The sequence below is a fragment of the Allobosea sp. GW821-FHT03A12 genome, assembly GCF_058986765.1.
Genome location: NZ_JBYSVZ010000005.1, coordinates 242,002 through 262,959, shown reverse-complemented (window position 1 = coordinate 262,959; position 20,958 = coordinate 242,002). Strand labels below are relative to the sequence as shown.

Here is a 20,958-nt window from a genome sequence, read left to right as displayed (position 1 = left end):
GCACCGGCACAGGCGACATTTGTAGGGCGACCTTGGTGTGATGCAGCGATGATCCGAAGCGGCAATCCGGGTTGACCCACGGTTAGTCAGCTCGCTTCAAATCTATACTTGCACAGGATTTGCGCAGCACTCCCCCAATCGTGACCGGATCGTCAACCAGCGCGAGGCGCTCGACAATTGCACTCGAAGCATGGCACGGCTGCATGAGACGCGCATGGACCTTTTTCTGTCCTCGGTCAACCGTCGGCTGTAACGAGGCTTCATGACCAGCCCTGCCGCCCCGATCTGGCTCTATGACGGCGTCTGCGTGCTCTGCTCCGGTGGCGTGCGCTACACCTTGCGGCATGAGCGCGACCACGCCATCCGCTTCGTCGCGATCCAGTCGAACGAAGGCCGCGCGCTGGCGCAGGCGCACGGCATCGATCCGGACGAGCCGGACAGCTTCCTCTTCATCGAGAATGGCCTGGCGCTGCCGAAATCCGACGGCGTGCTGGCGCTGACCCGCCATCTCAACGGGCCGGTGCGCCTGCTGCTGCTCGGACGCGCGCTGCCGAAAGCCTGGCGCGACTGGCTGTACGATCGCGTCGCGCGCAACCGCTATCGGCTCTTCGGCCAGAAGACGTCCTGCGAGATGCCGGATCCTGCGACGCGCCATCGCTTCACCTTGCCGGACAGCCCATGAAGCGCGTCGTCCTGATCGGCGCGACCGGCGTCTTCGGCCGGCGGCTGGCGCGCCATCTCACGCGTCTGGATGGCATCGACCTCCTGCTGACCTCGCGCAGCGCCGAAAAGGCGCAGGCCCTGGCACAGGAGCTGGCGACGGAAGCGAGCGTGCCGGTCAGCGGCGCGGGCCTCGACCGGGACAAGGACCTCGTTGCCGTGCTCGCCGCGCTGCAGCCCTGGCTGGTGATCGACGCTTCCGGACCATTCCAGCAGCAGGGCTATGAAGTCCCCACCGCAGCGCTGCTGCTCGGCGCCCATGTCGTCGACCTCGCCGATGCGCGCGGCTATCTCGCCGGCTACGGCCCGCAGCTCGACGAGCTCGCGAAGCAGCGCGGGCTCGTGGCGCTCGCCGGCGCCAGCTCGACACCGGCGCTCTCCGTCGCAGCCGTGTACGAGTTGAGCGAAGGCTGGGAGCGCCTCGATGCGATCCACATCGCGATCACGCCGGCCGGCCGCAGCGAAGTCGGCCCGTCGGTCATCGCCGCGATCCTGAGCTATGCCGGCAGGCCGGTGCCGATCTGGCGCGAAGGCGAGTTGCAGACGACGCCCGGCTGGGGCGCCGGCGAGGTCATCGACATGCCGGGGCTGGGTCTGCGGCGGGTTGCGCCGGTGGAGACCGTCGACGCCGAGATGCTCGGCCCCGATCTCGCCGTGCAGTCGCGGGTGAAATTCACGGCCGGGCTGGAAGCCGGGATCGAACAATGGGGCCTGGCGCTGCTCGCCTGGCTTCGCCGCCGTGGCTGGGTCGCCGATCTCGCACCGCTGGTGCCCTATCTCGTCAAGGCGCGCCGGATCACGAGGCTCTGGACGTCGGATCGCGGCGGCATGCGTGTCGCCATCGCCGGCATCGACAGCAAGGGGCGGCCGCGCCGGGCCTATTGGTCGCTGCTGGCCGAAAACGACGATGGCCCGCAAGTGCCGACGCTGGCGGCGGCTGCGGCAGTGCGGGCCTTGCTCGCGGACGCGATCGTCCCCGGTGCTCGTTCGGCCGCCGAAGTGCTCGACCTCGCTGCGATCGAGGCCGAGATGACGCGCTATGCGATCAGCACCAGCCAGGACGAGCGCGCTGTCGGCCCTGCCCTGTTCGAGACAGTGCTCGGCGCACAGGCCTTCGCGATGCTGCCCGCGGAGATCCGGGCCTTCCACGCCAACGATGCCGAGCCGGTCTGGCAAGGCCAGGCCGAGGTCAAGCGCGGCAATGGAGCGGTGGTCGCCCTGCTCTGCCGGCTCTTTGGCCTGCCTGCGGCCGGAGCAGAGCTGCCGGTGACGGTCAGCGTCAGCACAGGCGATTCCTTTGACGAGACCTGCGAAATCTGGACCCGCAACTTCGCCGGCCAGCGCTTCCACTCGCGGCTGAGCCTCGATCGCAATGGCGAGCTGCGCGAAGCCTTCGGCCCGTTCTGGTTCACGCTCGCCGCGCAGAGCGACCGCGAGGGCCTTGCGCTGCCGATCGCGAACTGGCGCGTCTTCGGCCTGCCCTTGCCCCGCTTCCTGATGCCCTCGGCAGAGGCGCGCGAGACGGTTGACGCCGATGGCCGCTTCCGTTTCGACGTGAAGCTCTCTTTGCCCTTCTTCGGCCTGCTGGCGCATTATCGCGGCTGGCTCAAACCTCGGGGACCAAGCGATGGATCAGGATAAACTCGCGACACTCAGGGCGCGCTATGCCGGGGCGAGCGGCGCCGATATCCATGATCCCCGCTTCGCCAAGGTCGCGGCCGCCCAGTTCCAGGGCGACCGGCGCAAATGGCCGTTCTCGGATGTCGCGACCTTCATCAACGCGCCCTATCGACCGGACGCGCTAGCTAAGCCCGATCTCGGCGGGCTCGACGTCGCGATCATCGGCCTGCCGATGGATCTCGGCGTCACCAACCGGGCCGGCACGCGCCTCGGCCCGCGCGCGGTGCGCGCCGTCGAGCGCATGGGGCCGATGGACCATGTCAACGGCACCGCGCCGTTCAACCTGATCAAGGCGGCCGATATCGGCGACGTGCCGTTCCGCTCGCGCTATTCGCTGGAAAGCTGCCATGAAGACATCGAGGCGACCTTCAAGCAGATCGTGAAGGCCGGCGTCTCGACGCTCGGCGTCGGCGGCGACCATTCGATCACCTATCCGATCCTGAAGGCGGTCGGCGAAAAGCGGCCGGTCGGCATGGTCCATATCGACGCCCATTGCGACACATCCGGGCCCTATGAGGGCTCGAAGTTCCACCATGGCGGGCCGTTCCGGCAGGCGGTGCTCGACGGCGTTCTCGATCCCGAGCGCGTCATCCAGATCGGCATCCGCGGCGGCGCCGAATATCTCTGGGAGTTCTCCTACGAGTCCGGCATGACCGTGATCCATGCCGACGAGGTCGACCGCATAGGCCTCGACGCCGTCATCGCCAAGGCGCTCGCCGTGATCGGCGACGGGCCGACTTACGTCTCCTTCGACGTCGATTCGCTCGATCCCGCCTTCGCGCCGGGCACCGGCACGCCCGAGGTCGGCGGCCTGACGCCGCGCGAGGCGCTCGCGATCCTGCGCGGCTTGAAGGGGCAGAACATCGTCGCCGCCGATGTGGTCGAGGTCGCGCCGCAATACGACGCGACCAGCAACACGGCGCAATGCGCGGCGCAGGTGCTCTTCCTCGAACTCTGCCTGATCGCCGAAGCCCGGGCCGCCGGCAAGGGCAGGCCGTGAAGCGCAAGACGCTCCAGCTCGACGCGATCGACCGCCAGATCGTCGCGATCCTGCGGGCGGAGGGCCGGATCACCAACCAGGCCCTCTCGGAACGGGTCGGGCTCTCGGCCCGGCCCTGCCTGGAGCGGATGCGCCGGCTGGAAGCTTCCGGGCTGATCGCCGGCTATGGCGCAAGGCTCTCGCCCGAGCTCGCCGGCCACGCCATCATCGCCTTCGCGCAGATCTCGCTGCGCGACCATTCGGTCGGCCGGCGCGAGCGGGTCGAGAAGGTGTTGCGCGCCTGCCCTGATGTCGTCGAGCTGCTGGTGATCAGCGGCGAGGCCGATTACCTCGCCCGCATCGTCGCGGACTCGCTCGCCGCCTATGAGGAGCTGACCGGCGCCTGGCTCGCCGACAACCAGCTCGGCATCGCCCGGATCGCGACCACCTTTGCGCTGAAGGCGCTGAAGGATTTCGAAGGCTACCCGCTGCTGGAGGAGTAGCGGGCCGCCCTGCCCTCAGACTTCCTGCCCGGCGAGATGGCCCTTCAGCATGGCGCGCAATTCGGCGATTGCCGGGGCGCGCACGCTCTCATCGTCATCGGCCCGCAGCAGTGCCGCGACGCGGATCAGGTGCAAGGTTACCGCAGCGAGCGAGGCGACGCGCGCCTCGGCCATCGGCGGCTCGACTGCCGTAAGCAACACCGCGATGCGGCCGCGCAAACGGGCGCGCGCCTCCTTCTTGACGGCAGGATCGAGACTGCGGCGCTCGCCGACGGCAAGGAAGGCGGGATTGTCTTCGAGATAGGCGACGAAGCCGGCAAAGAGCGCATCCACAGCCGCATCGACCGGCTGCCCGCGCACTTCTTGCGCGAGCAAATCGAGCATGCCGGCGAGCGCATCGAGATGGCGGGCATGCAGCGCTGCGGCGACATGCTCCTTGGTCGGGAAGAACTGGTAGAGCGAGCCGATCGAGGCGCCGGCACGGGCAGCGATCTGAGTCATCGTCGCCGCCTCGTATCCGACTTCGGCAAAGACGGCGCTGGCGCCATCGAGCAGCGCCGAGACCCGCTTCAGGCCACGGCTGCGACTCGGTTCCTTGGCGGTTTTCTCCGCCGGGGGGCTTGAATTTTGTGAGGCCATACTCATAAATCTACAAACATGAGGATACCCTCATATAAAGGCCATCTCGGCCGCGCTCCCCGACGGAGATACCGATGACACTCCAGCTCGACCCTCGCAAAACCGCCCTCGTCCTCATCGACATGCAGAAAGGAACGCTCGCCTTCCCGCTCGCACCCTATGACCGGACAACGCTCATCGCCAACACGGCCGCACTCGGGCAGGCCTTCGCCAGGGTCGGCGGCCTGATCGCGACGGTCCGGGTCGCGTTCGCGCCGGACCGCTCCGACCTGCCGCCGCAGACCATCGACCAGCCGATGATGCTCCCGCAAGGCGGCTTTCCGGCCGACTGGTCGGAGCTCACACCCGAGATCGCCGCGCTGCCCGCAGCCGTCTCCGTCACCAAGCGGCATTGGAGCGCCTTTTACGGCACCGAACTCGACCTGCAACTCCGCCGGCGGCGGATCGAGACGGTGGTGATCGGCGGCATCGCCACCAATTTCGGCGTCGAATCGACGGCGCGCGATGCCTGGCAGCACGGCTATGACGTGATCGTCGCCGAGGACGCCTCGACCTCGGTCGGCGCGGAATTGCACGCCTTTGCCATTGCCTCGACCCTGCCGCGCGTCTCGCGGGTCCGGCGCGTTGCCGAGATCGTCGGCGCCATCACCCAGGCTGCGTAGAGCCAACGACCGTCAAAGCGGCAAGAGCGCATCGGGCTTCACATCGCCGATCGATGCGTAGCTATGGGTCTCCCTGACGCCCGGGAGCGGCAGGATGACCCGCTGCAGGAACTCCTGGAACGTCGCCATGTCCGCGATCCGCGCTTTGACCAGATAGTCGAACCCGCCGATCACCATATGGCATTCGATGATCTCGGGCGCCTTCGCGACCGCTTCGGCGAAGCGGTCGAAGACATGCGGGGCGGTGTGATCGAGCCTGACCTCGATGAAGACGAGCGTGCCGCGCCCGATCTTCGACGGCTCGAGCACCGCCCTGACGGCGCGAATGAAGCCCTCGCTGAAGAGGCGCTTGATCCGCTGCGACGCCCCGGTCGGCGACAAGCCGACACGCTGCGCGAGATCGAGCACGGTGCGGCGGCCGTCTTCCTGCAACAGCCCGAGCAGCGTGCGGTCGATACGATCCAGATCGCTCATTTTGGATTCACGTTTCAAAGGGTTTCATTGCGTGACAATCACGCAAATGAACCGAAATCAGTATATTTCATCACACCAGATCGTCGCAATACCGTTTGAAAGGCACTCACGCCAGGACGGAACCAAGGCGATCGACATCATGGACAACAGGCAAACCGCATCGAGCAATCACACAAAAGGCGAGATCAGGATTCTTACGCTGAGCGAAGCGGACGTCAGACACTGCATCGACCTGCGCGAGCTGCTCGACGCGCTCGCGAACGGGTTCAAGGCACTTTCCGACGGCAAGGTCGTCAATCCGGCGCGACCGCAGCTCGATATTCCCAATGCGGGTTATTCGCTGGCGATGCCGGGCTGGACGCGCGGCATGCATCTGACCGTCAAGCTGGTCAACGTCTTCGAAGGCAATATCGCCAAGGGCATCCCGAGCCACCTCGCGACGATCCACCTGTTCGATCCGGAGACGGGAATGCCCGTCTGCATCATGGACGGGACCTATATCACGGCGGTCCGTACCTCCGGCTCGGCCGTCCTCTCGGTCCGGGAACTCTCCAGGCGCGATGCCAGGATCGCAACCGTGGTGGGCGCCGGCGTCCAGGCCAGCCAGCACCTCAACCTGCTGCCGCTGGTGCGCGATTTCGAGCAGATCCGGGTGTTCTCGAAGGATTTCGCCGATGCACAGGCGCTGGCTTCACGCCATCCCGGCGTCACTGCGGTGCAGGACCTCGAAGCTGCAGTTCGCTCCTCGGACGTCGTCTGCCTTGCGACGCATTCCTACGCGCCAGTGATCTCGGCGGAGTGGGTCCGACCGGGAACGCATGTGTCTTCGGTCGGCGTCGCGCCACCCGGCGGCGAACTGCCGATCGACCTGATCGGCCGCGGAAAGCTGTTCGTCGAGGCGCGCGAGGCTTTCGCACCGACCCCGGTGGGATGCTGCGAGCTCGCCGGCATCGATCCCGAGGCCGGCACCGATCTTGGCGCCATGTTGCTCGGGCGCCAGCCGGGCCGGACCTCGGATCGCGAGATCACCATCTACAAGGCCATGGGCGTCGCGATGGAGGACATGGTCGCGGCCGACCTCGCGTTCCGCGAGGCCAGGCGCCGGGGAATTGGCCGAACCCTGTCGCTGTAGAGTCACGGAGCTTTGGGAGAGCCATGCATAACCAGCATGCCTCTCCTGTTTACACCCAGATACATCAGCAAACCCTTGCGATTCACGCATGACGCGAGCATATGTTGCGGCGCAATGCGCGCATCCTCGCGCAGCGCCATAAAAATTCATTCCGGACCATCGTCATGAGCCTCTCGAGCACGGGAGACGCGTTCGCGCGCCCTGCCCGCTCCACTGCCGCGCCGCGTGTCGGCCTCGTCCTCTTCGCCTTGGCGATGGGCGGCTTTGCCATCGGCACGGCCGAGTTCGCGGTGATGAGCCTGCTGCCCTATTTCTCGGTGGGGCTGGGGATCGACGAGCCGACGGCCGGGCATGTGATCAGCGTCTATGCCGCCGGCGTGGTGGTCGGCGCCCCGATCATCGCGGTGCTGGCGACGAAGCTGTCGCGCCGCACGCTCTTGATCGCGCTGATGGCGGCCTTCGCGCTCGGCAATGGCCTCTCGGCCCTCGCCCCCACCTATGGCTGGATGCTGCTGTTTCGCTTTCTCAGCGGACTGCCGCACGGCGCCTATTTCGGCGTCGCGGCGCTGGTCGCAGCGTCGCTGGTTCCGGCGAACCGGCGGGCGCTCGCCGTGGCGCGGGTGATGCTCGGGCTGACGATCGCAACCATTCTCGGCGTGCCGCTGGCGAACTGGCTCGGCCAGGTGCTCGGCTGGCGCTGGGGTTTTGGCGTCGTCACAGCCCTGGCGCTGACCACCGTCATCCTGATCGCCTTGTTTGCGCCGAAGGACCGGCCACAGCCCGGCGCCAGCGCGCTGCGCGAGCTCGGCGCGTTGCGCCATCGGCAGGTCTGGCTGACATTGGCGATCGGCGCGGTCGGCTTCGGTGGCCTGTTCGCGGTCTACACCTATCTCGCCTCGACGCTGGTCGAGGTGACGCAGGTCGCGCCGACGATGGTGCCGGCGGTGCTGGCGATCTTCGGCCTCGGCCTGACTTTCGGAACTTTGGCTGCGGCCTGGTTGGCGGACCGGATGCCGATGACCTCGATCGCGATCATCCTGCTCTGGACCGCCGGCTCGCTGGCGCTTTTCCCCCTGGCCGCCGGCAATATCTGGGCGATCTCGGTCGTCGCCTTCATGATCGGCTGCGGCGGCGGGCTCGGCACGCCCCTGCAGACCCGGCTGATGGATGTCGCGCGGGATGCGCAGACGCTGGCGGCAGCGCTGAACCACAGCGCCTTCAACACCGCCAATGCGCTCGGCCCCTGGCTCGGCGGCATGGCGATCGCCGCCGGCTATGGCTGGACCTCGACCGGCTGGGTCGGCGCGGGCCTTGCGCTGGCCGGTTTCGCGATCTGGCTGGTGACGGCGTGGGACGCGAGGGGGCGCAACGGAGCGGCGGCTGCCGACGCCTGATCTCAGTGCGGCGTCGGCGCCGCGATCAGGCGCATCGCCGCCGGGATCGAGGCTTGCCCGGCCTCGAGCTGGTCGGTCAGGACGTAGAACCAGTTGAAGCCGATATAGAGCGCGAGCCTGGCCTCGACCTCATCGGCCGGAATGTCGCCGCGCGCAGCCGCAGCGGTGAAGAGGCCGCGCACATCCTGCAGCCGCTCGGGCAGGAACTTCTCGCGCAGCGCCGCGAGTGCCTGGGGATCGCTCTGGGCTTCAGCGAGGAGCGCCCGGAAGGTGCGCCCTGAGGGCGTGCCGCACCAGAAGCCCCAAAGCGCGCTCGTATGGCCGATGAGATCCTGGGCAAGGTTCCCGCTCGGCACGGCGCGGATACCGGCCTTCTCCGCCGCATAGACCTCCATCAGCAGATCGGCGCGGTTCTTCCACCAGCGATAGATCGTCGGCTTGCCGGCCCCCGCGCGGCGCGAGACCGCGTCGATCGAAAAGCCGGCATAACCCTCCTCCGCCAGCACGGCGCGGGCGGCAGCGAGGATCGCCGCCTGCGAGGCCGGGTTACGACGCGCGCCGATCGAGGCGCGGCGAACCGGAGTTGCGGCTTTTGCGGCCTTCATGGTCGCTCCCTTTCGCTTCGTTCCGGCAACAGCGCTTTCGCACCCGCCTGGCAAGCACGCTCTCTGCAAGCACGATCTTGCAGAGAGCGACTTGATATCGAAACGGACCGTATCTATCAATATAAACGAAACGGAACGTTCCGTTATGGAGATGAGCATGACCGCCCTTGCCCGCAACCCCATTCTCGCCCGCCTGCGTTTCCTGGGAACGCTGATGCTCGGCGCCTATCTGCTGATCAACGCCATCCTGGCCCTGCTGGCGCCGGTCACGGCCGGCTGGTCGATCTGGTCCGTCACCGCCCTCGCCGTCCCGCCCATGGTGCTCGGCATGGTCTATTTGGTGATGCCGTTGGCGCGCCGTGCGGCCGCTTCCGGCACTGAGGTGCGCTCGTGATGTTCGGCCACCTCGCAATCCCACTGGCCGGCGCAATCGCGCTCCTTGGCAGCCAGCTCGCCGCCACCAGCAGCACCGCCCTTGCCTTCACGAACCGGGAAAGAGGGAACGCCGTGACCACTGCAACGCTCGTCCCTCAACCCGTCGCCGCGACGTCCGGCGCCTTCATGCCGACCGGCTATGCCGAGTTCGCCCGGCGCCGCGTCGCGGTCGACGGCGAGCCGGCCGAGCTCGTCCGCTATCGGCGGAGCGATGGTCGCAACGCGACCCTCGGCGGCGAGCATTTCAGCATGGTCATCGCGGAGGACGGCCGCCTGAAGGGCTTTGCCCGCATGGACCTCGATTTGGTCGGCGGCCAGCTGCCCTCGCGGCAGGAAACGCAGGCCATCGCCCTGGATTTCCTGCGTACGGCGGCGCCCGAGCTGCTGCCGCTGCTCGAGATCAGCTGGATCGAGCCGCATGATGAACCGCTCCGCGCCGCGCGCAACGGCAGAACCGAAAACCTCACACTCACCGGCATGAAGGTGAAGATGCGCAACAAGGCCGATGGGCGTTGGATGTGGGTCATCGTCGGGACCGACCGCAAGGTCATGGTGTTCGAGCGCGACATCGTCTGGGTGACGTTCCCCGGCCACCGCAAGACCGAAAAATGGCTGCACGACGCCTGGCTCGCTGAGAACGGCATCAACCTGCCCTGACCGGCCCCAGCATACCCTGCACCACTCGCCGATACCCGAATCTGTCGCAAACTCGACAGATTCGGCTGCAGGAGCCGGCGCTTCCAGCCGGCTCCGTCGCCTGCTCAGGCCTACCCTCGGGGAAACGAGGGAGAACCGCCATGAATGCGATCGTGCTCGAACGCGAGGTCTGTGCCCAGAACTACGCGCCCTTGCCGATCATGCTCTCCCATGGCGAAGGGGTCTGGCTCACCGACGTCGCCGGCGTCAGGCGCCTCGACATGATGAGCGGCTATTCCGCCGTCAGCCTCGGCCATGGCCATCCGCGCATCCTCAAGGTGCTGACCGAGCAGGCGAAACGCCTCGCCGTCACCAGCCGCGCCTTCCATACCGAGCCGCTCGGGCCGTTCCTGGCCAAGCTCTGCGCCGTCGCCGGCCAGGAGATGGCGCTGCCGATGAACACCGGCGCCGAAGCGGTCGAGACCGCGATCAAGGCCGCCCGGCGCTGGGGCCACAAGGTCAAGGGCATCGCCGACGGCAAGGCTGAGATCATCGTCGCCGACAACAATTTCCACGGCCGCACCACCACGATCGTCGGCTTCTCGACCGATGAGAGCTACCGCGACGGCTTCGGCCCGTTCGCGCCGGGCTTCGCCAGCGTGCCTTTCGGCGATGCGGCCGCAGCCGAGGCTGCGATCACGCCGAACACAGCCGCGATCATGATCGAGCCGATCCAGGGCGAGGCCGGCATCGTGCTGCCGCCGGACGGCTATCTCCTGGCGCTTCGGACGCTCTGCGACCGCCACAACGTCCTCTTGATCCTCGACGAGATCCAGTCCGGCCTCGGCCGCACCGGCCACTGGTTCGCGCATCAGCATGAAGGGGTGAAGCCGGACGGACTGATCGTCGGCAAGGCGCTGGGCGGCGGGGTCTATCCGGTCTCGGCCTTCCTGGCTTCGCGCGCGGTGATGCACTTGTTCGGGCCGGGCTCACATGGCTCGACCTTCGGCGGCAATGCACTCGCCGCTGCGATCGGCCATGAAGCGCTGTCCGTCATCGAGGAGGAGAAGCTCGTCGAACGCTCGGCCGAGCTCGGCGCCTATATGAAGCAGCGGCTCGTCGCGATGACGATAGGACTCGCCAGCGAGGTGCGCGGACGTGGCCTCTGGGTCGGCGTCGAGATCGCGCCCGGCGCCGGCGATGCGAAAAAGATCGTCGCACGTCTCGCCGATGCCGGCGTGCTGACCAAGGAGACGCATGAGCGCACCATCCGCTTCGCACCGCCGCTGACGATCAGCCGCGACGAGCTGGATTGGGGGCTGGAACGCTGCGAAAGCGTCTTCGCCGAGCGCGCCCGCTGAGCGTCGCAACAAAATCCGTGTGCGGCGGCCCTGGCCAGCAGGCGGGAAAAGCCGTCGCCGCGGTCCGATTCAACAACAAGAACAGCGCCTTGCCTTGCACGATCCTTGTGCGGGCACGCTCGGAAAAGCTGCAAGAGCCTACTTGCGGCCCGCCCCGATGATCGCACAAGCTGTCGCGCACAAACCGATGCGGGAACTCGAAACGCCCGATCGGCCAGATCCAAGGGGAGGTCCCATGAAAGGTTTCGCAAAATTCATTGCTGCCGCGGCGCTTACGGTCGCCGGCGCCACGGGCGCACTCGCCCAGGCGAAGGAATGGAAGGAAATCCGAATCGGCACGGAGGGCGCCTATCCGCCCTACAACAACCTCAACGCCAAGAAGGAGCTGGAAGGCTTCGAGATCGACTACGGCAACCTTCTCTGTGAGAAGCTGAAGGTGAAGTGCAGCTGGGTCGTGCAGGATTGGGACGGCATCATCCCGGCGCTGCAGGCGAACAAGTACGACATCATCCTCGCCGGCATGAACGCCACCGAGGAACGCAAGAAGCAGGTCGACTTCACCACGCCCTACAGCAAGACGCCGATCTGGATGATCGGCCCCAAGAGCACCGCCTCCAGCGACATCTCGCCCGCCACCCTGAAGGGCAAGTCGATCGGCGCGCAGGGCTCGACCATCCACGCCAACTATGTCGAGAAGTTCTACAAGGACTCGACCGCGCGCCTCTATCCGACCCAGGAAGAGGCCAATCTCGACCTGCTCAACGGCCGCCTCGACTACATCGTCGCCGATGCGCTCGCCCTCGCCGACTTCCTGAAGGGCCAGGGCAAGGATTGCTGCAAGCGGATCGCCGAAGTGCCCCGCGACGACGCGATCCATGGCGCGGGCGTCGCCGGCGCCGTGCGCAAGTCCGACGCCGCGCTGAAGGACCTCGTCAACAAGGCGATCGCCGAGACCGTCGCCGACGGTTCGCTGAAGAAGCTCGAGGCCAAGTGGTTCAAGTACGAGTGAGCTGACCTCCGCTGACGCCCGCCCGCCGGCCGGTCCAGGCCGGCGGGTTCCGGAAAAAAATCCACGCTTCTTCGAACCGCGGATTTACTCCAGCTCCTTGCATTGTCGCGTTTCCGGACGGCGAACCGGTATCCACTTAGCCTGGAAACGCTCCAGTCCCTCGCGCGCCGGCCCTCCCATGTTCGACAAACTCGCTCTGCTCGGCTTCGGCCCCGGCGGCTGGGGCTGGGCCCTGCTGCAAGGCGCGGCCAACACCATCTCGGTCGCGCTCGCGACCCTGCCCTTCGGCCTGGCGCTCGGCCTGATCATCGCGCTGTGGAAGCGCTCGGACAGCATGCTGCTGCGCTCGCTGGCGACGATCTACACTACTGTCTTCCGTGGCGTGCCCGAGCTGCTGACGCTCTACATCATCTATTTCGGCATCCAGGTGCTGGTGCAGAAGGTCTGGACCGGCTTCTCGATCCCGCCTTTCGTCGCCGGCATGGTCGCGCTCGGCATGGTACTCGCCGCCTTCTCCAGCGAGGTCTGGGTCGGTGCGCTGAACTCGATCCAGAAGGGCCAGCGCGAGGCGGCCTCGGCGCTCGGCCTGTCGAAGGCGCAGGCCTTCCGGCTCGTCGTCTTCCCGCAATTGATCCGCGTCGCCCTGCCCGGCCTCGGCAACAACTGGATGGTGCTGCTGAAGGAGACCTCGCTGATCTCGGTGATCACGCTGCAGGACATCATGTTCATCGCGACGCGCGCCAATGTCGTGACCAAGGAGCCGTTTCTGTTCTTCGGCACGGCGATGCTGCTCTACTTCTTCTTCTCGCTGGTCTCGGCCTGGGGCATCGGCAAGCTCGAACAACGCACCAATCGCGGCTTCGCCGCCTTCGGCGGAGCGACGCGATGAACTGGTGCGAATATCCCGGCTATCTGATCGGCAGCGAGGTCCTGCAGAACTATGGCTGCCGCATGGCGAATGGCCTGTGGCTCACCTTCGAGCTGGTGGTGCTCTCGGTCGCGTTCGGCTTCGTGCTGGCGATCGGCCTCGCCATCACCAGGCTCTATGGGCCGCGCTGGGCGCAGATCGCGATCAACGGCTACACCACCTTCTTTCGCGGCACGCCGCTGCTCTGCCAGCTCTTCCTGGTCTATTACGGCTTCGGCCAGTTCCGGCTGTTCTGGCAGGATATCGGCCTTTGGTGGTTCTTCCGCGAGCCGTTCTACTGCGCCCTCTTCACTTTCACGATCAACACCGCCGCCTATCAGGCCGAGATCCTGCGCGGCGCGATCCAGTCGATCCCGCGCGGCCAGTTCGAGGGTGCGCTAGCGCTCGGCCTGCATCGCTGGGCGACGCTGCGCCGGGTGATCCTGCCGCAGGCTATGATCCTGGCGCTGCGCCCCCTCGGCAACGAGCTGATCGTGATGATCAAGGCGAGCGCCATCGCCTCGCTGGTGACGCTGTTCGACCTGATGGGCGCGACGCGCCTTGCCTTCGCGCGTTCCTTCGACCTGTCGATCTATCTCTATGCCGCGCTGATCTATCTCGTGCTGACCGAGATCATCCGGCGGGTCTGGGACCGGATCGAGATCAGGCTGACGCGGCATATGGCGGTGAGGTGATACGATACAGAATTTGACAATCCTTGCCAAAGATTGCCAAGATCGACCTTTATGGAGATCGATATGGCGACGATGAACGTGTCCTTGCCGGCTTCGATGAAGGACTGGGTCGAGGCTCAGACCAAAACAGGGCGCTATGCCAATGCGAGCGACTATGTGCGTGACCTGATCCGCCGGGATCAGGAGCGCAACGACAAGGTCGCTGCGATGCAGCGTTTCGTAGACGAAGGCCTGAACAGCGGGGTCAGTACAGATTCAAGCGACGCGCTCTTTGCCGCCGCCCTCCAGCGCGCGGCCACTCCGTCCGGCAATCGATAGTGCGCTTTCGCCTGTCGCTGGCAGCCAAAGAAGACATCATCGGCATCGCCGAGCAGGGAATACGCCTGTTCGGTCCGGCCCAGGCCCGACGATACCATGACGAGCTGTTCGCGATCTTCGACATGATCGCCGCCTATCCCTGCATCGCACGGGAGCGCAGGGAGCTATCGCCGCCGATGCGCATCTACCCGTTCAAGGCGCATCTCGTGGTCTATCGTGTCGAACAAGACGGTAGTGTCCTGATCGCCCGTATCCGCCACGCGCATGAAGATTGGGCCGAAGTCTAGTCACTCACCCCGGCAAGGTCAGAACCAGCGGCCCGTTGGCGGTCGCGACCACGGTGTGCTCGTACTGCACAGTCGGCGCGCGCGGCTCCGAATAGAGGGTCCAGCGGTCGCCCTCGACATGCTCGGCCCAGTCGGCGCCGAGTGACAGGAACGGCTCGACGGTGAAGACCAGCCCTTTCTGCATGACGCGGCGCTCGGAGCGCTCGGGCCAGGTCGCGATCTCCTTCGGCTCTTCGTGCAGCGAGTGGCCGATGCCGTGGCTGGCGAGGTTGCGCACCAGCGTATAGCCGTTCTTCTGGGCGAAGCGGCCGACGGCCTCGCCAATCCCGGCGATCGGCTTGCCGGCGCCGACCTGGCCGAGCCCGGCCCAGAGCGCACGCTTGCCGTCGCGGCAGAGCTTCTCGATGCGGCGATCGACCGGCGGCACCGTGAAGGACGCGCCCGTATCGGAGAAATAGCCGGCCTTCTCGGCGGAGACGTCGATGTTGACGAGGTCGCCCGCCATGATCCGGCGCTCGCCGGGGATGCCGTGCGCGACCTCCTCGTTGATACTGATGCAGGTAGCGCCGGGGAAACCGTAGACAGTCTCGGGAGCCGAGAACGCGCCGTGCTTGTCCAGCATGGCGCGGCCGATCGCATCGAGCTCGGCCGTGGTTATGCCCGGTTCGAGCGCCTTGCCCATCGCCGCCAGTGTGTCGGCGACGATGCGGCCGATCTCGCGCAGGCCCTGGAGCTCGTCATCATTGGTGATGGTCATGGCGGGTTCCTGACCGATTTCGGCGAAAGCGGCAAGCGCTTGCCGGCGATCCGCTTTCCGGATCGGTGCTATCACGCCGGCGCGGCTTCCCAGCCCGGCGGGCACGCGCTAAAGCCCGACCGAACCTCCTTGAGCATGAACGGAGCAGTCCCATGGCCAAAGTCGCTTTCCTCGGTCTCGGCGTGATGGGCTATCCCATGGCCGGCCATCTCAAGGCCAAGGGCCACGAGGTCACCGTCTATAACCGCTCGCCGGAGAAGGCGCAGAAGTGGGTGGCCCAGCATGGCGGCGTCTACGCGCCGACGCCGGCCCAGGCGGCCGAGGGCCAGGAGATCGTGTTCGCTTGCGTCGGCAATGACGACGATCTGCGCTCGGTGACGACGGCTGAGAACGGCGCCTTCGCCGCGATGGGCAAGGGTACGGTCTTTGTCGACCATACCACCGCTTCCGCCAACGTCGCGCGCGAGCTCGACGCGGCAGCGACCGCAGCCGGCTTCGGCTTCATCGACGCACCGGTCTCCGGCGGACAGGCCGGCGCCGAGAACGGCGTGCTGACCGTGATGTGCGGCGGCGACTCCGCAGTCTATGCCAAGGTCGAGCCGGTGATCGCGAGCTTTGCCCGCATGTGCCGGCTGATGGGCCCGGCCGGCTCCGGCCAGCTCACCAAGATGGTCAACCAGATCTGCATCGCCGGCCTGGTCCAGGGCCTGTCCGAGGGCGTCCACTTCGCCAAGCGCGCCGGCCTCGATGTCGAGGCCATGCTGGAGGTGATCTCGAAGGGCGCCGCCGGCTCCTGGCAGATGGAGAACCGCGGCAAGACGATGAACGCCGACAAGTTCGATTTCGGCTTCGCCGTCGACTGGATGCGCAAGGATCTGGGCATCGTGCTCGACGAAGCCCGCCGCAACCATGCCCGCCTGCCCGTCACCGCGCTGGTCGACCAGTTCTATGCCGATGTGCAGAAGCTCGGCGGTGGGCGCTGGGATACGTCGAGCCTGCTGAAGCGGCTGGAGCCGTAGGCGCCGACACCGTCATTGCGAGCGAAGCGAAGCAATCCAGGAGGACGTAGAGCTCTGCCACCCCTGGATTGCTTCGTCGCTCACGCTCCTCGCAATGACGGATCCGCCTACCCGACCAGCCGCGCCACCTCCGCCCGCAGCACCGGCACCAGCTCCGCCTCGAACCAGGGGTTCTTGCGAAGCCAGCCATTGTTGCGCCAGGAGGGGTGCGGCAGAGGCAGGACACGCGGCCGGCGCTCCCCGGCGAAGATGTTGCGCCAGTCGGCGACGGTTGCCGTCAGGTCGGCTGCAGCCTTGGGCCCGAGATGCCAGGCTTGCGCATAGCGGCCGATCACCAGCACGAGCTCGATATTCGGCAGGCCCGCGAGCACGCGGCTTCGCCAGGCCGGCGCGCATTCACGACGCGGCGGCAGGTCGCCGCCCTTGCCGTCGAGTCCCGGAAAACAATGGCCCATCGGCACGATCGCGACGCGCGAGGCATCGTAGAAGCGGGCATGATCGAGGCCGAGCCAGTCGCGCAGTCGGTCGCCCGAGCGATCGGTGAAGGGCCTGCCGCTAGCGTGGACCCGCGTGCCCGGCGCCTGGCTCGCGATCAAGAGGCGGGCGCTCGCCTCAGCCTGGATCACCGGGCGCGGCTCATGCGGCAGGCGCGGCAGGCGGACCGGCTCGTCCCGGCAGATCCGGCAGGCGCGCAACTCGGCGAGGACGTCGTCGAGCGTCTCCGGCGCTTCTGCCCCCTCCCCGCTGCTCATCGCCCGGCCAGCCGCCCCCGGCCAGGGCGCTGCGAGATCAGCCCGTCGCAATACCAGGCCGGCACCCTGTCGGCATGCTTCTCGGGATCGCCGGGCCGGACGGTGAAGGCGCCGATGATGTCGCCACTGGCGACGCTGCGCGGCACATAGAGCGAGCCGCTGCGCTCGACGGTGAAGCAGTAGGTCTGCCGGGTCTCGATCGGGCCGTAATAGTAGCAGATCGCATCATCGGTCGTGGTCCAGCAGGCATCCCGGTTCGGCGTCGCGCGATCGCGGTTGTAGCCGCTCACCCGCCCGTCAGGGTGATGGTACTCGCTGAAGGTCTCGCCGCTGCTGTAGCGCCCGGTCGCCGTATTGCCCTCGACGAGCTGGCGCATCTGCTCGCCGGTCAGCCGCTCGACGGCGAATGCCTCGCTTCCCGAGACCGCAAGCCCGAGCAGCAGCGCCAGCGCCGAAAACCTCATCGCGAAGCGAGCCGCGACGACAGCGCCGGCGGCTGCGCCTGCGAGATCAAGCCGTCGCAATGCCAGGCCGGCGCCTTCTCCGCGTGCTTCTCCGGGTCGCCGGGCTGAATGGTGGCGATGGCGTTGATGCGGCCGGTCCGATAGGTCTTCAGCACATAGAGCGAGCCACTGCGCTCCACGTTGAAGCAATAGGTCCGGCGGGATTCGAATGGGCCGTAATAATAGCAGACCGCATCATCCGTCGTGGTCCAGCAGGCGTCGGTGTTCTCCACATGCCGGTTATGCCCGGTCGCGCGCCCGTCCTGATGATGGTACTCGCTGAACGGCAGGCCGTTATTGTAGCGGCCGGCGACCGTATTGCCGTCGAAGAGCTGGCGGATCTGTTGGCCGGTCAGGCGCTCGACTGCGAACACGCTGGTGGCCGAAGCGCACAGCCCCAGAAGCACAGCGACCGCTCCGAGCCGCCTCATCTGGCCGCCACGCGCCGCGACATCAGCGGACCTTGCGGGCCGCGCGAGATCAGCCCGTCGCAATACCAGGGCTTGCCGCCATCGGTATGGTTGCGCGGATTGGCGGACTCGACGGTCGCAATCGCATTGATCCGGCCATCGCCGACATTGCGCAGGATGTAGAGCCGGTCCGTCAGCTCGACCGTGAAGCAATGCGTCGTGCGCTCCTCCGGCGGGCCGTAATAATAGCAGACCGCGTCGCCCTTGGTGATCCAGCAGGCGTCGCGGTTTTCCTGCCAGCCGTTATTGCCGAGCGCCCGGCCGTCGGGGTCGTGGTATTCAGTGAAGAAGCCGCCGCCGGTGTAGCGGCCGCTGACCGTGTTGCCGGTGAAGGCGCGGTTGATCTGCTCGCCCGTCAGCTTCTCCATCGCCGTGGCGGCGACCGGGACCATCAGAGCGAGCAGGACCGCCAGCAGGCGCATGGTCAGACCTTCCAGCTCGGCCTGGCCGAGAGCTCCTCGTGCCAGCGCCGGATATTGGCGAAGTCCTCCGGCAGCGGGATGCGCGAGGGCTTCATGAAGTCGATGGCGATGCCGGCGGTGATGTCGGCGACCGTCAGCTCGTCGCCGCAGACGAAGCGGTTGGCGCCAAGCTGCAGGTCGAGCAGCACGAGATGATCGTCGATCTGATCGCGGCTGGCCTCGGCCCATGCCGGCACCTGGTCCTCGAGTTCGGCCATGGCCGGGTGACTGTGGCGGAACACCGCCGCGACCGCCGTAAACAGGCCGAGTTCGATGCGGCGGTTCCACATCTCGATCAGGGCCGCTTCCCTGGGCGCGGCGCCGAACAGCGGCGGCGTTGGATGCAGGCTCTCGATATAGCGGCAGATCGCGATGGTCTCGGCCAGCGCCGTGCCGTCCTCCAGCAGCAGCACCGGCAGGCGCTGCGACGGGTTGATCCGGGTGAATTCCGGCGTCCGGTGCTCCTTCTTGGCGATATCGACCGGGATGAGCTCGGGCAGCGGCACGCCCTTCTCGGCGAAGAAGATGCGGACCCGCCGTGGATTGGGCGCCCGCCCACCGTCATAGAGCTTCATGCCCCTAGCCTTTCGCCATCTTGGACATGGCGGTTTCACGGTGCTGCCGCTGCCCTGTCAAGAGTTCAGCCTGCAAACACGGCGGTAAGACGACGCGCCAGACTGGAACAAGCGAGCCCCTGCCGAGATTGTTACCTGGGAGGCAGCGCCAGCCATGCCGCAGGATTGGAGTTTCGTCGTTTGGATCGTGATCCTTGCCATCCCGGCGGGGTTGATGCTCGCAACCTTCTGGTCGCGTTCGCGGCAGCCTGGCGCAGCACGTCTCGACGGGCCGAGCAAGGACGATCCGCGCGAGCCCTTGTAAGCAATCAGCCCGGCACGAGCAGGATCAGGGCGAGCGGCACCGCGACCGCTGCCACTACGGTCTGCAGCGCGCAGATGCCGGCCATCAGCGGCGCATCGCCGCCGAGCTGGCGCGCCATCACATAGGACGAAGAGGCCGTCGGCAGAGACTGGAACAGGATGGCGAGCGTCGCCGCCTGGCCGCCGAGGCCGAAGCCCTTCAGCGCCGCATAGGTCGCGAGCGGCATCAACACGAACTTGGCGATGGAGGCGACCAACGCCGGCTTCAGGCCACGGCCGAGCGCGCCCCAGTCGAGCGCAGCACCAACGCAAAGCAGGCCAATCGGCAGCGAGGCCTGGCCGAGCGCCTTGAGGCAGCCCTCGACACCGGGCGGCAGGCCAAGGCCGCTGAGCTGGATGGCGATGCCGAGCACGCAGGACATCAGCAGCGGATTGAGGGTAAGGCCCCGCAGGATGCCGCGCAGGGTCGGCTGGGCCGAGCCCCAGCGGGCGAAGACGAGGACGCAGAGCACATTGACGGTCGGCACGATGGCCGCGTTGGCCACGGCAGCGAGCGGCAGGGCGGATGCACCGAGCATGCTGCCGGCCGCGCTCAGACCGACATAGTTGTTGAAGCGGATGCCGCCCTGGAAGACCGAGGTGAAGGCGGCATCGCTATAGCCGAGCCAGGGCTTCGCCAGGACGAGCAGCGCCGCGACGGCGACGATCGCCGCGATCAGCGTCAACGCCAGTTCGGCGACCGGCAGGCCCCTCAGATCAGCCATCGCCAGGGCGTGCATGAAGAGGGCCGGCAGCAGCACGTAGTAGCTCAGCCGCTCCGCCTGCGGCCAGAACGCGTCCGGCAGGAAACGCAGGCGCCGCATGGCATGGCCGAGCGCGATCAGCAGGGCGATCGGCGCCAAAGCGAGCAGAATAGCGCCGATCATGCCGTGAACTCACAAGCGGGCAGCCAGGTGGGCAGCAATGTCATGCGGCAGCGAATCCGGCGCGGGAGCGGAAGAAGACGATCCTTCTTTAGGTCGCCCTCACCAGAGACGAAACCACCTGAACTGTCAGCGGGATTGAGGAATCCGCATGGCCCGCCCGGGCTTCAACGCGGATGGCTCCTGCGCCACGCTTCCGGCCGCTCGAAGCTCGTCGCCCAGATGCCGCGGCCGGCGGCCTTCGCCTCGGCCTCCTCGGCCTGGTAGGCGCCATAGGAGACCGCGTGGCCCTGACGGACCAGGGCGGCGTTGATCTCGGCGTCACCCTGCCGGCAGCGCGCCAGCCCGCGGCCATAGCGATCGGGCCGCGAGACCCTACAGCTGACATTGCCGAGCGCCAGCATGGCGGCGAGCGCGCGCCGCGCCTGCCGGCCGCAGGCGACTTCGCCGCCATTGCGATCGCGGCAGGTCTGCCGGTACTCCGGCGCGTCGATGCCTTCCAGCCGCAGCTCCTCGCCGAGCAACCGCAGCGAATCGCCGTCGATCGCCTCGGCCGCTCCGGCGAGGTCGCGGCCGCCGCCCAGCCGGTATTGCAGCACGGCCCCGGCGATCGCCAAAAGCAGAAGGAATCCAAGGGCTACGACGAAATCGACGGAGCGGCCGACCCGGCGCCAGCCGAAGGGTCCGTAACTGCCTGTCCTGAATCCGAAGCGCGCCATCAGCACAAGCTTAACGATTTCCAACTCATCATGGCGAGCC

At 67.0% G+C, this 20,958-nt stretch carries 27 protein-coding genes; 16 read left to right on the top strand and 11 right to left on the bottom strand.

Features of this window, described 5'->3' with window-relative positions:
- Nucleotides 1–262: 262 nt before the first annotated feature.
- Genes AC3WLC_RS19885 through AC3WLC_RS19870 form a run of 4 tightly spaced genes read left to right on the top strand, consistent with a single transcriptional unit; the run spans nucleotide 263 to nucleotide 3,882 of the window.
- Nucleotides 263–682 carry a thiol-disulfide oxidoreductase DCC family protein gene (locus AC3WLC_RS19885; RefSeq protein WP_493685640.1) on the top strand — a complete coding sequence of 140 codons (420 nt, stop codon included), beginning with the start codon at nucleotides 263–265 and terminating at the stop codon, nucleotides 680–682.
- Nucleotides 679–2,361 (top strand): saccharopine dehydrogenase family protein, encoded by a 1,683-nt coding sequence (locus tag AC3WLC_RS19880; protein ID WP_493685639.1) that lies wholly within the window; start codon nucleotides 679–681, stop codon nucleotides 2,359–2,361. Before AC3WLC_RS19885 ends, AC3WLC_RS19880 begins: the two co-directional genes overlap by 4 nt.
- Nucleotides 2,348–3,400, top strand: coding sequence for an agmatinase (gene speB, locus AC3WLC_RS19875; RefSeq protein ID WP_493685638.1), 1,053 nt, complete (start codon nucleotides 2,348–2,350; stop codon nucleotides 3,398–3,400). The genes AC3WLC_RS19880 and speB overlap by 14 nt, the downstream gene beginning before the upstream one ends.
- Entirely contained in the window at nucleotides 3,397–3,882 is a 486-nt protein-coding gene (locus tag AC3WLC_RS19870; protein WP_493685637.1) for an Lrp/AsnC family transcriptional regulator, read from the top strand. Before speB ends, AC3WLC_RS19870 begins: the two co-directional genes overlap by 4 nt.
- A 15-nt stretch (nucleotides 3,883–3,897) precedes the next feature.
- Here AC3WLC_RS19870 and AC3WLC_RS19865 read toward each other — a convergent pair whose 3' ends face one another.
- The gene (locus AC3WLC_RS19865) at nucleotides 3,898–4,521 is read right to left on the bottom strand and encodes a TetR/AcrR family transcriptional regulator (protein ID WP_493685636.1); all 624 of its coding nucleotides are present in this window, start codon (nucleotides 4,519–4,521) and stop codon (nucleotides 3,898–3,900) included.
- A gap of 74 nt (nucleotides 4,522–4,595) precedes the next feature.
- Here AC3WLC_RS19865 and AC3WLC_RS19860 point away from each other — a divergent pair, with 74 nt between their 5' ends.
- Nucleotides 4,596–5,183, top strand: a complete 588-nt coding sequence (locus AC3WLC_RS19860; RefSeq protein WP_493685635.1) for an isochorismatase family protein — start codon at nucleotides 4,596–4,598, stop codon at nucleotides 5,181–5,183.
- Nucleotides 5,184–5,195: 12 nt separating this feature from the next.
- On the opposite strand, the gene AC3WLC_RS19855 is transcribed toward AC3WLC_RS19860, so the two are convergent.
- On the bottom strand, nucleotides 5,196–5,657 hold the full coding sequence (locus AC3WLC_RS19855; RefSeq protein ID WP_110490538.1) for an Lrp/AsnC family transcriptional regulator: 462 nt from the start codon (nucleotides 5,655–5,657) through the stop codon (nucleotides 5,196–5,198).
- A gap of 139 nt (nucleotides 5,658–5,796) precedes the next feature.
- Between AC3WLC_RS19855 and AC3WLC_RS19850 the strand changes: the two genes are divergently transcribed.
- Both AC3WLC_RS19850 and AC3WLC_RS19845 read left to right on the top strand, forming a co-directional pair.
- Nucleotides 5,797–6,789, top strand: a complete 993-nt coding sequence (locus AC3WLC_RS19850; protein WP_493685634.1) for an ornithine cyclodeaminase family protein — start codon at nucleotides 5,797–5,799, stop codon at nucleotides 6,787–6,789.
- A gap of 164 nt (nucleotides 6,790–6,953) precedes the next feature.
- The gene (locus tag AC3WLC_RS19845) at nucleotides 6,954–8,183 is read left to right on the top strand and encodes an MFS transporter (protein ID WP_493685633.1); all 1,230 of its coding nucleotides are present in this window, start codon (nucleotides 6,954–6,956) and stop codon (nucleotides 8,181–8,183) included.
- Between the two features lie 2 nt (nucleotides 8,184–8,185).
- On the opposite strand, the gene AC3WLC_RS19840 is transcribed toward AC3WLC_RS19845, so the two are convergent.
- Nucleotides 8,186–8,788, bottom strand: a complete 603-nt coding sequence (locus AC3WLC_RS19840) for a TetR/AcrR family transcriptional regulator (RefSeq protein ID WP_493685632.1) — start codon at nucleotides 8,786–8,788, stop codon at nucleotides 8,186–8,188.
- Between the two features lie 157 nt (nucleotides 8,789–8,945).
- Between AC3WLC_RS19840 and AC3WLC_RS19835 the strand changes: the two genes are divergently transcribed.
- The 8 genes from AC3WLC_RS19835 (at nucleotide 8,946) to AC3WLC_RS19800 (ending at nucleotide 14,436) form a co-directional block, all read left to right on the top strand.
- Nucleotides 8,946–9,182: a hypothetical protein gene (locus AC3WLC_RS19835; RefSeq protein WP_493685631.1), complete on the top strand. Its 237-nt coding sequence runs from the start codon at nucleotides 8,946–8,948 to the stop codon at nucleotides 9,180–9,182.
- A complete protein-coding gene (locus AC3WLC_RS19830) occupies nucleotides 9,182–9,880 on the top strand; it encodes a hypothetical protein (protein WP_493685630.1) in 699 nt (232 codons plus the stop codon). Before AC3WLC_RS19835 ends, AC3WLC_RS19830 begins: the two co-directional genes overlap by 1 nt.
- Nucleotides 9,881–10,020: 140 nt before the next feature.
- On the top strand, nucleotides 10,021–11,220 hold the full coding sequence (gene rocD / locus AC3WLC_RS19825) for an ornithine--oxo-acid transaminase (RefSeq protein WP_493685629.1): 1,200 nt from the start codon (nucleotides 10,021–10,023) through the stop codon (nucleotides 11,218–11,220).
- Between the two features lie 235 nt (nucleotides 11,221–11,455).
- Nucleotides 11,456–12,229, top strand: coding sequence for a transporter substrate-binding domain-containing protein (locus AC3WLC_RS19820; protein WP_493685628.1), 774 nt, complete (start codon nucleotides 11,456–11,458; stop codon nucleotides 12,227–12,229).
- Nucleotides 12,230–12,407: 178 nt separating this feature from the next.
- Nucleotides 12,408–13,118, top strand: a complete 711-nt coding sequence (locus AC3WLC_RS19815) for an ABC transporter permease (protein WP_346363417.1) — start codon at nucleotides 12,408–12,410, stop codon at nucleotides 13,116–13,118.
- The gene (locus tag AC3WLC_RS19810; protein WP_493685627.1) at nucleotides 13,115–13,831 is read left to right on the top strand and encodes an ABC transporter permease; all 717 of its coding nucleotides are present in this window, start codon (nucleotides 13,115–13,117) and stop codon (nucleotides 13,829–13,831) included. Before AC3WLC_RS19815 ends, AC3WLC_RS19810 begins: the two co-directional genes overlap by 4 nt.
- Before the next feature lie 63 nt (nucleotides 13,832–13,894).
- Nucleotides 13,895–14,149 carry a type II toxin-antitoxin system ParD family antitoxin gene (locus tag AC3WLC_RS19805; RefSeq protein ID WP_493685626.1) on the top strand — a complete coding sequence of 85 codons (255 nt, stop codon included), beginning with the start codon at nucleotides 13,895–13,897 and terminating at the stop codon, nucleotides 14,147–14,149.
- Nucleotides 14,149–14,436 (top strand): type II toxin-antitoxin system RelE/ParE family toxin, encoded by a 288-nt coding sequence (locus tag AC3WLC_RS19800; protein ID WP_493685625.1) that lies wholly within the window; start codon nucleotides 14,149–14,151, stop codon nucleotides 14,434–14,436. Before AC3WLC_RS19805 ends, AC3WLC_RS19800 begins: the two co-directional genes overlap by 1 nt.
- Before the next feature lie 4 nt (nucleotides 14,437–14,440).
- Here the strand turns inward: AC3WLC_RS19800 and map are convergent, their stop codons facing one another.
- Entirely contained in the window at nucleotides 14,441–15,193 is a 753-nt protein-coding gene (gene map, locus AC3WLC_RS19795) for a type I methionyl aminopeptidase (protein ID WP_493685624.1), read from the bottom strand.
- 152 nt (nucleotides 15,194–15,345) lie between these two features.
- Here map and AC3WLC_RS19790 point away from each other — a divergent pair, with 152 nt between their 5' ends.
- On the top strand, nucleotides 15,346–16,212 hold the full coding sequence (locus AC3WLC_RS19790) for an NAD(P)-dependent oxidoreductase (RefSeq protein WP_493685623.1): 867 nt from the start codon (nucleotides 15,346–15,348) through the stop codon (nucleotides 16,210–16,212).
- A 107-nt stretch (nucleotides 16,213–16,319) separates the two neighbouring features.
- On the opposite strand, the gene AC3WLC_RS19785 is transcribed toward AC3WLC_RS19790, so the two are convergent.
- From AC3WLC_RS19785 to AC3WLC_RS19755, 7 genes are all read right to left on the bottom strand, one after another.
- Entirely contained in the window at nucleotides 16,320–16,964 is a 645-nt protein-coding gene (locus tag AC3WLC_RS19785; RefSeq protein ID WP_493685622.1) for a uracil-DNA glycosylase family protein, read from the bottom strand.
- The gene (locus AC3WLC_RS19780) at nucleotides 16,961–17,428 is read right to left on the bottom strand and encodes a hypothetical protein (RefSeq protein WP_493685621.1); all 468 of its coding nucleotides are present in this window, start codon (nucleotides 17,426–17,428) and stop codon (nucleotides 16,961–16,963) included. Before AC3WLC_RS19780 ends, AC3WLC_RS19785 begins: the two co-directional genes overlap by 4 nt.
- The gene (locus AC3WLC_RS19775) at nucleotides 17,425–17,874 is read right to left on the bottom strand and encodes a hypothetical protein (RefSeq protein WP_493685620.1); all 450 of its coding nucleotides are present in this window, start codon (nucleotides 17,872–17,874) and stop codon (nucleotides 17,425–17,427) included. The genes AC3WLC_RS19780 and AC3WLC_RS19775 overlap by 4 nt, the downstream gene beginning before the upstream one ends.
- Before the next feature lie 20 nt (nucleotides 17,875–17,894).
- Nucleotides 17,895–18,359, bottom strand: coding sequence for a hypothetical protein (locus AC3WLC_RS19770; protein WP_493685619.1), 465 nt, complete (start codon nucleotides 18,357–18,359; stop codon nucleotides 17,895–17,897).
- Nucleotides 18,360–18,361: 2 nt separating this feature from the next.
- Nucleotides 18,362–18,973: a glutathione S-transferase family protein gene (locus tag AC3WLC_RS19765; RefSeq protein ID WP_493685618.1), complete on the bottom strand. Its 612-nt coding sequence runs from the start codon at nucleotides 18,971–18,973 to the stop codon at nucleotides 18,362–18,364.
- A 308-nt stretch (nucleotides 18,974–19,281) separates the two neighbouring features.
- The gene (locus tag AC3WLC_RS19760) at nucleotides 19,282–20,202 is read right to left on the bottom strand and encodes an AEC family transporter (protein WP_493685617.1); all 921 of its coding nucleotides are present in this window, start codon (nucleotides 20,200–20,202) and stop codon (nucleotides 19,282–19,284) included.
- A gap of 164 nt (nucleotides 20,203–20,366) precedes the next feature.
- The gene (locus AC3WLC_RS19755; protein ID WP_493685616.1) at nucleotides 20,367–20,918 is read right to left on the bottom strand and encodes a thermonuclease family protein; all 552 of its coding nucleotides are present in this window, start codon (nucleotides 20,916–20,918) and stop codon (nucleotides 20,367–20,369) included.
- Nucleotides 20,919–20,958: the final 40 nt, after the last annotated feature.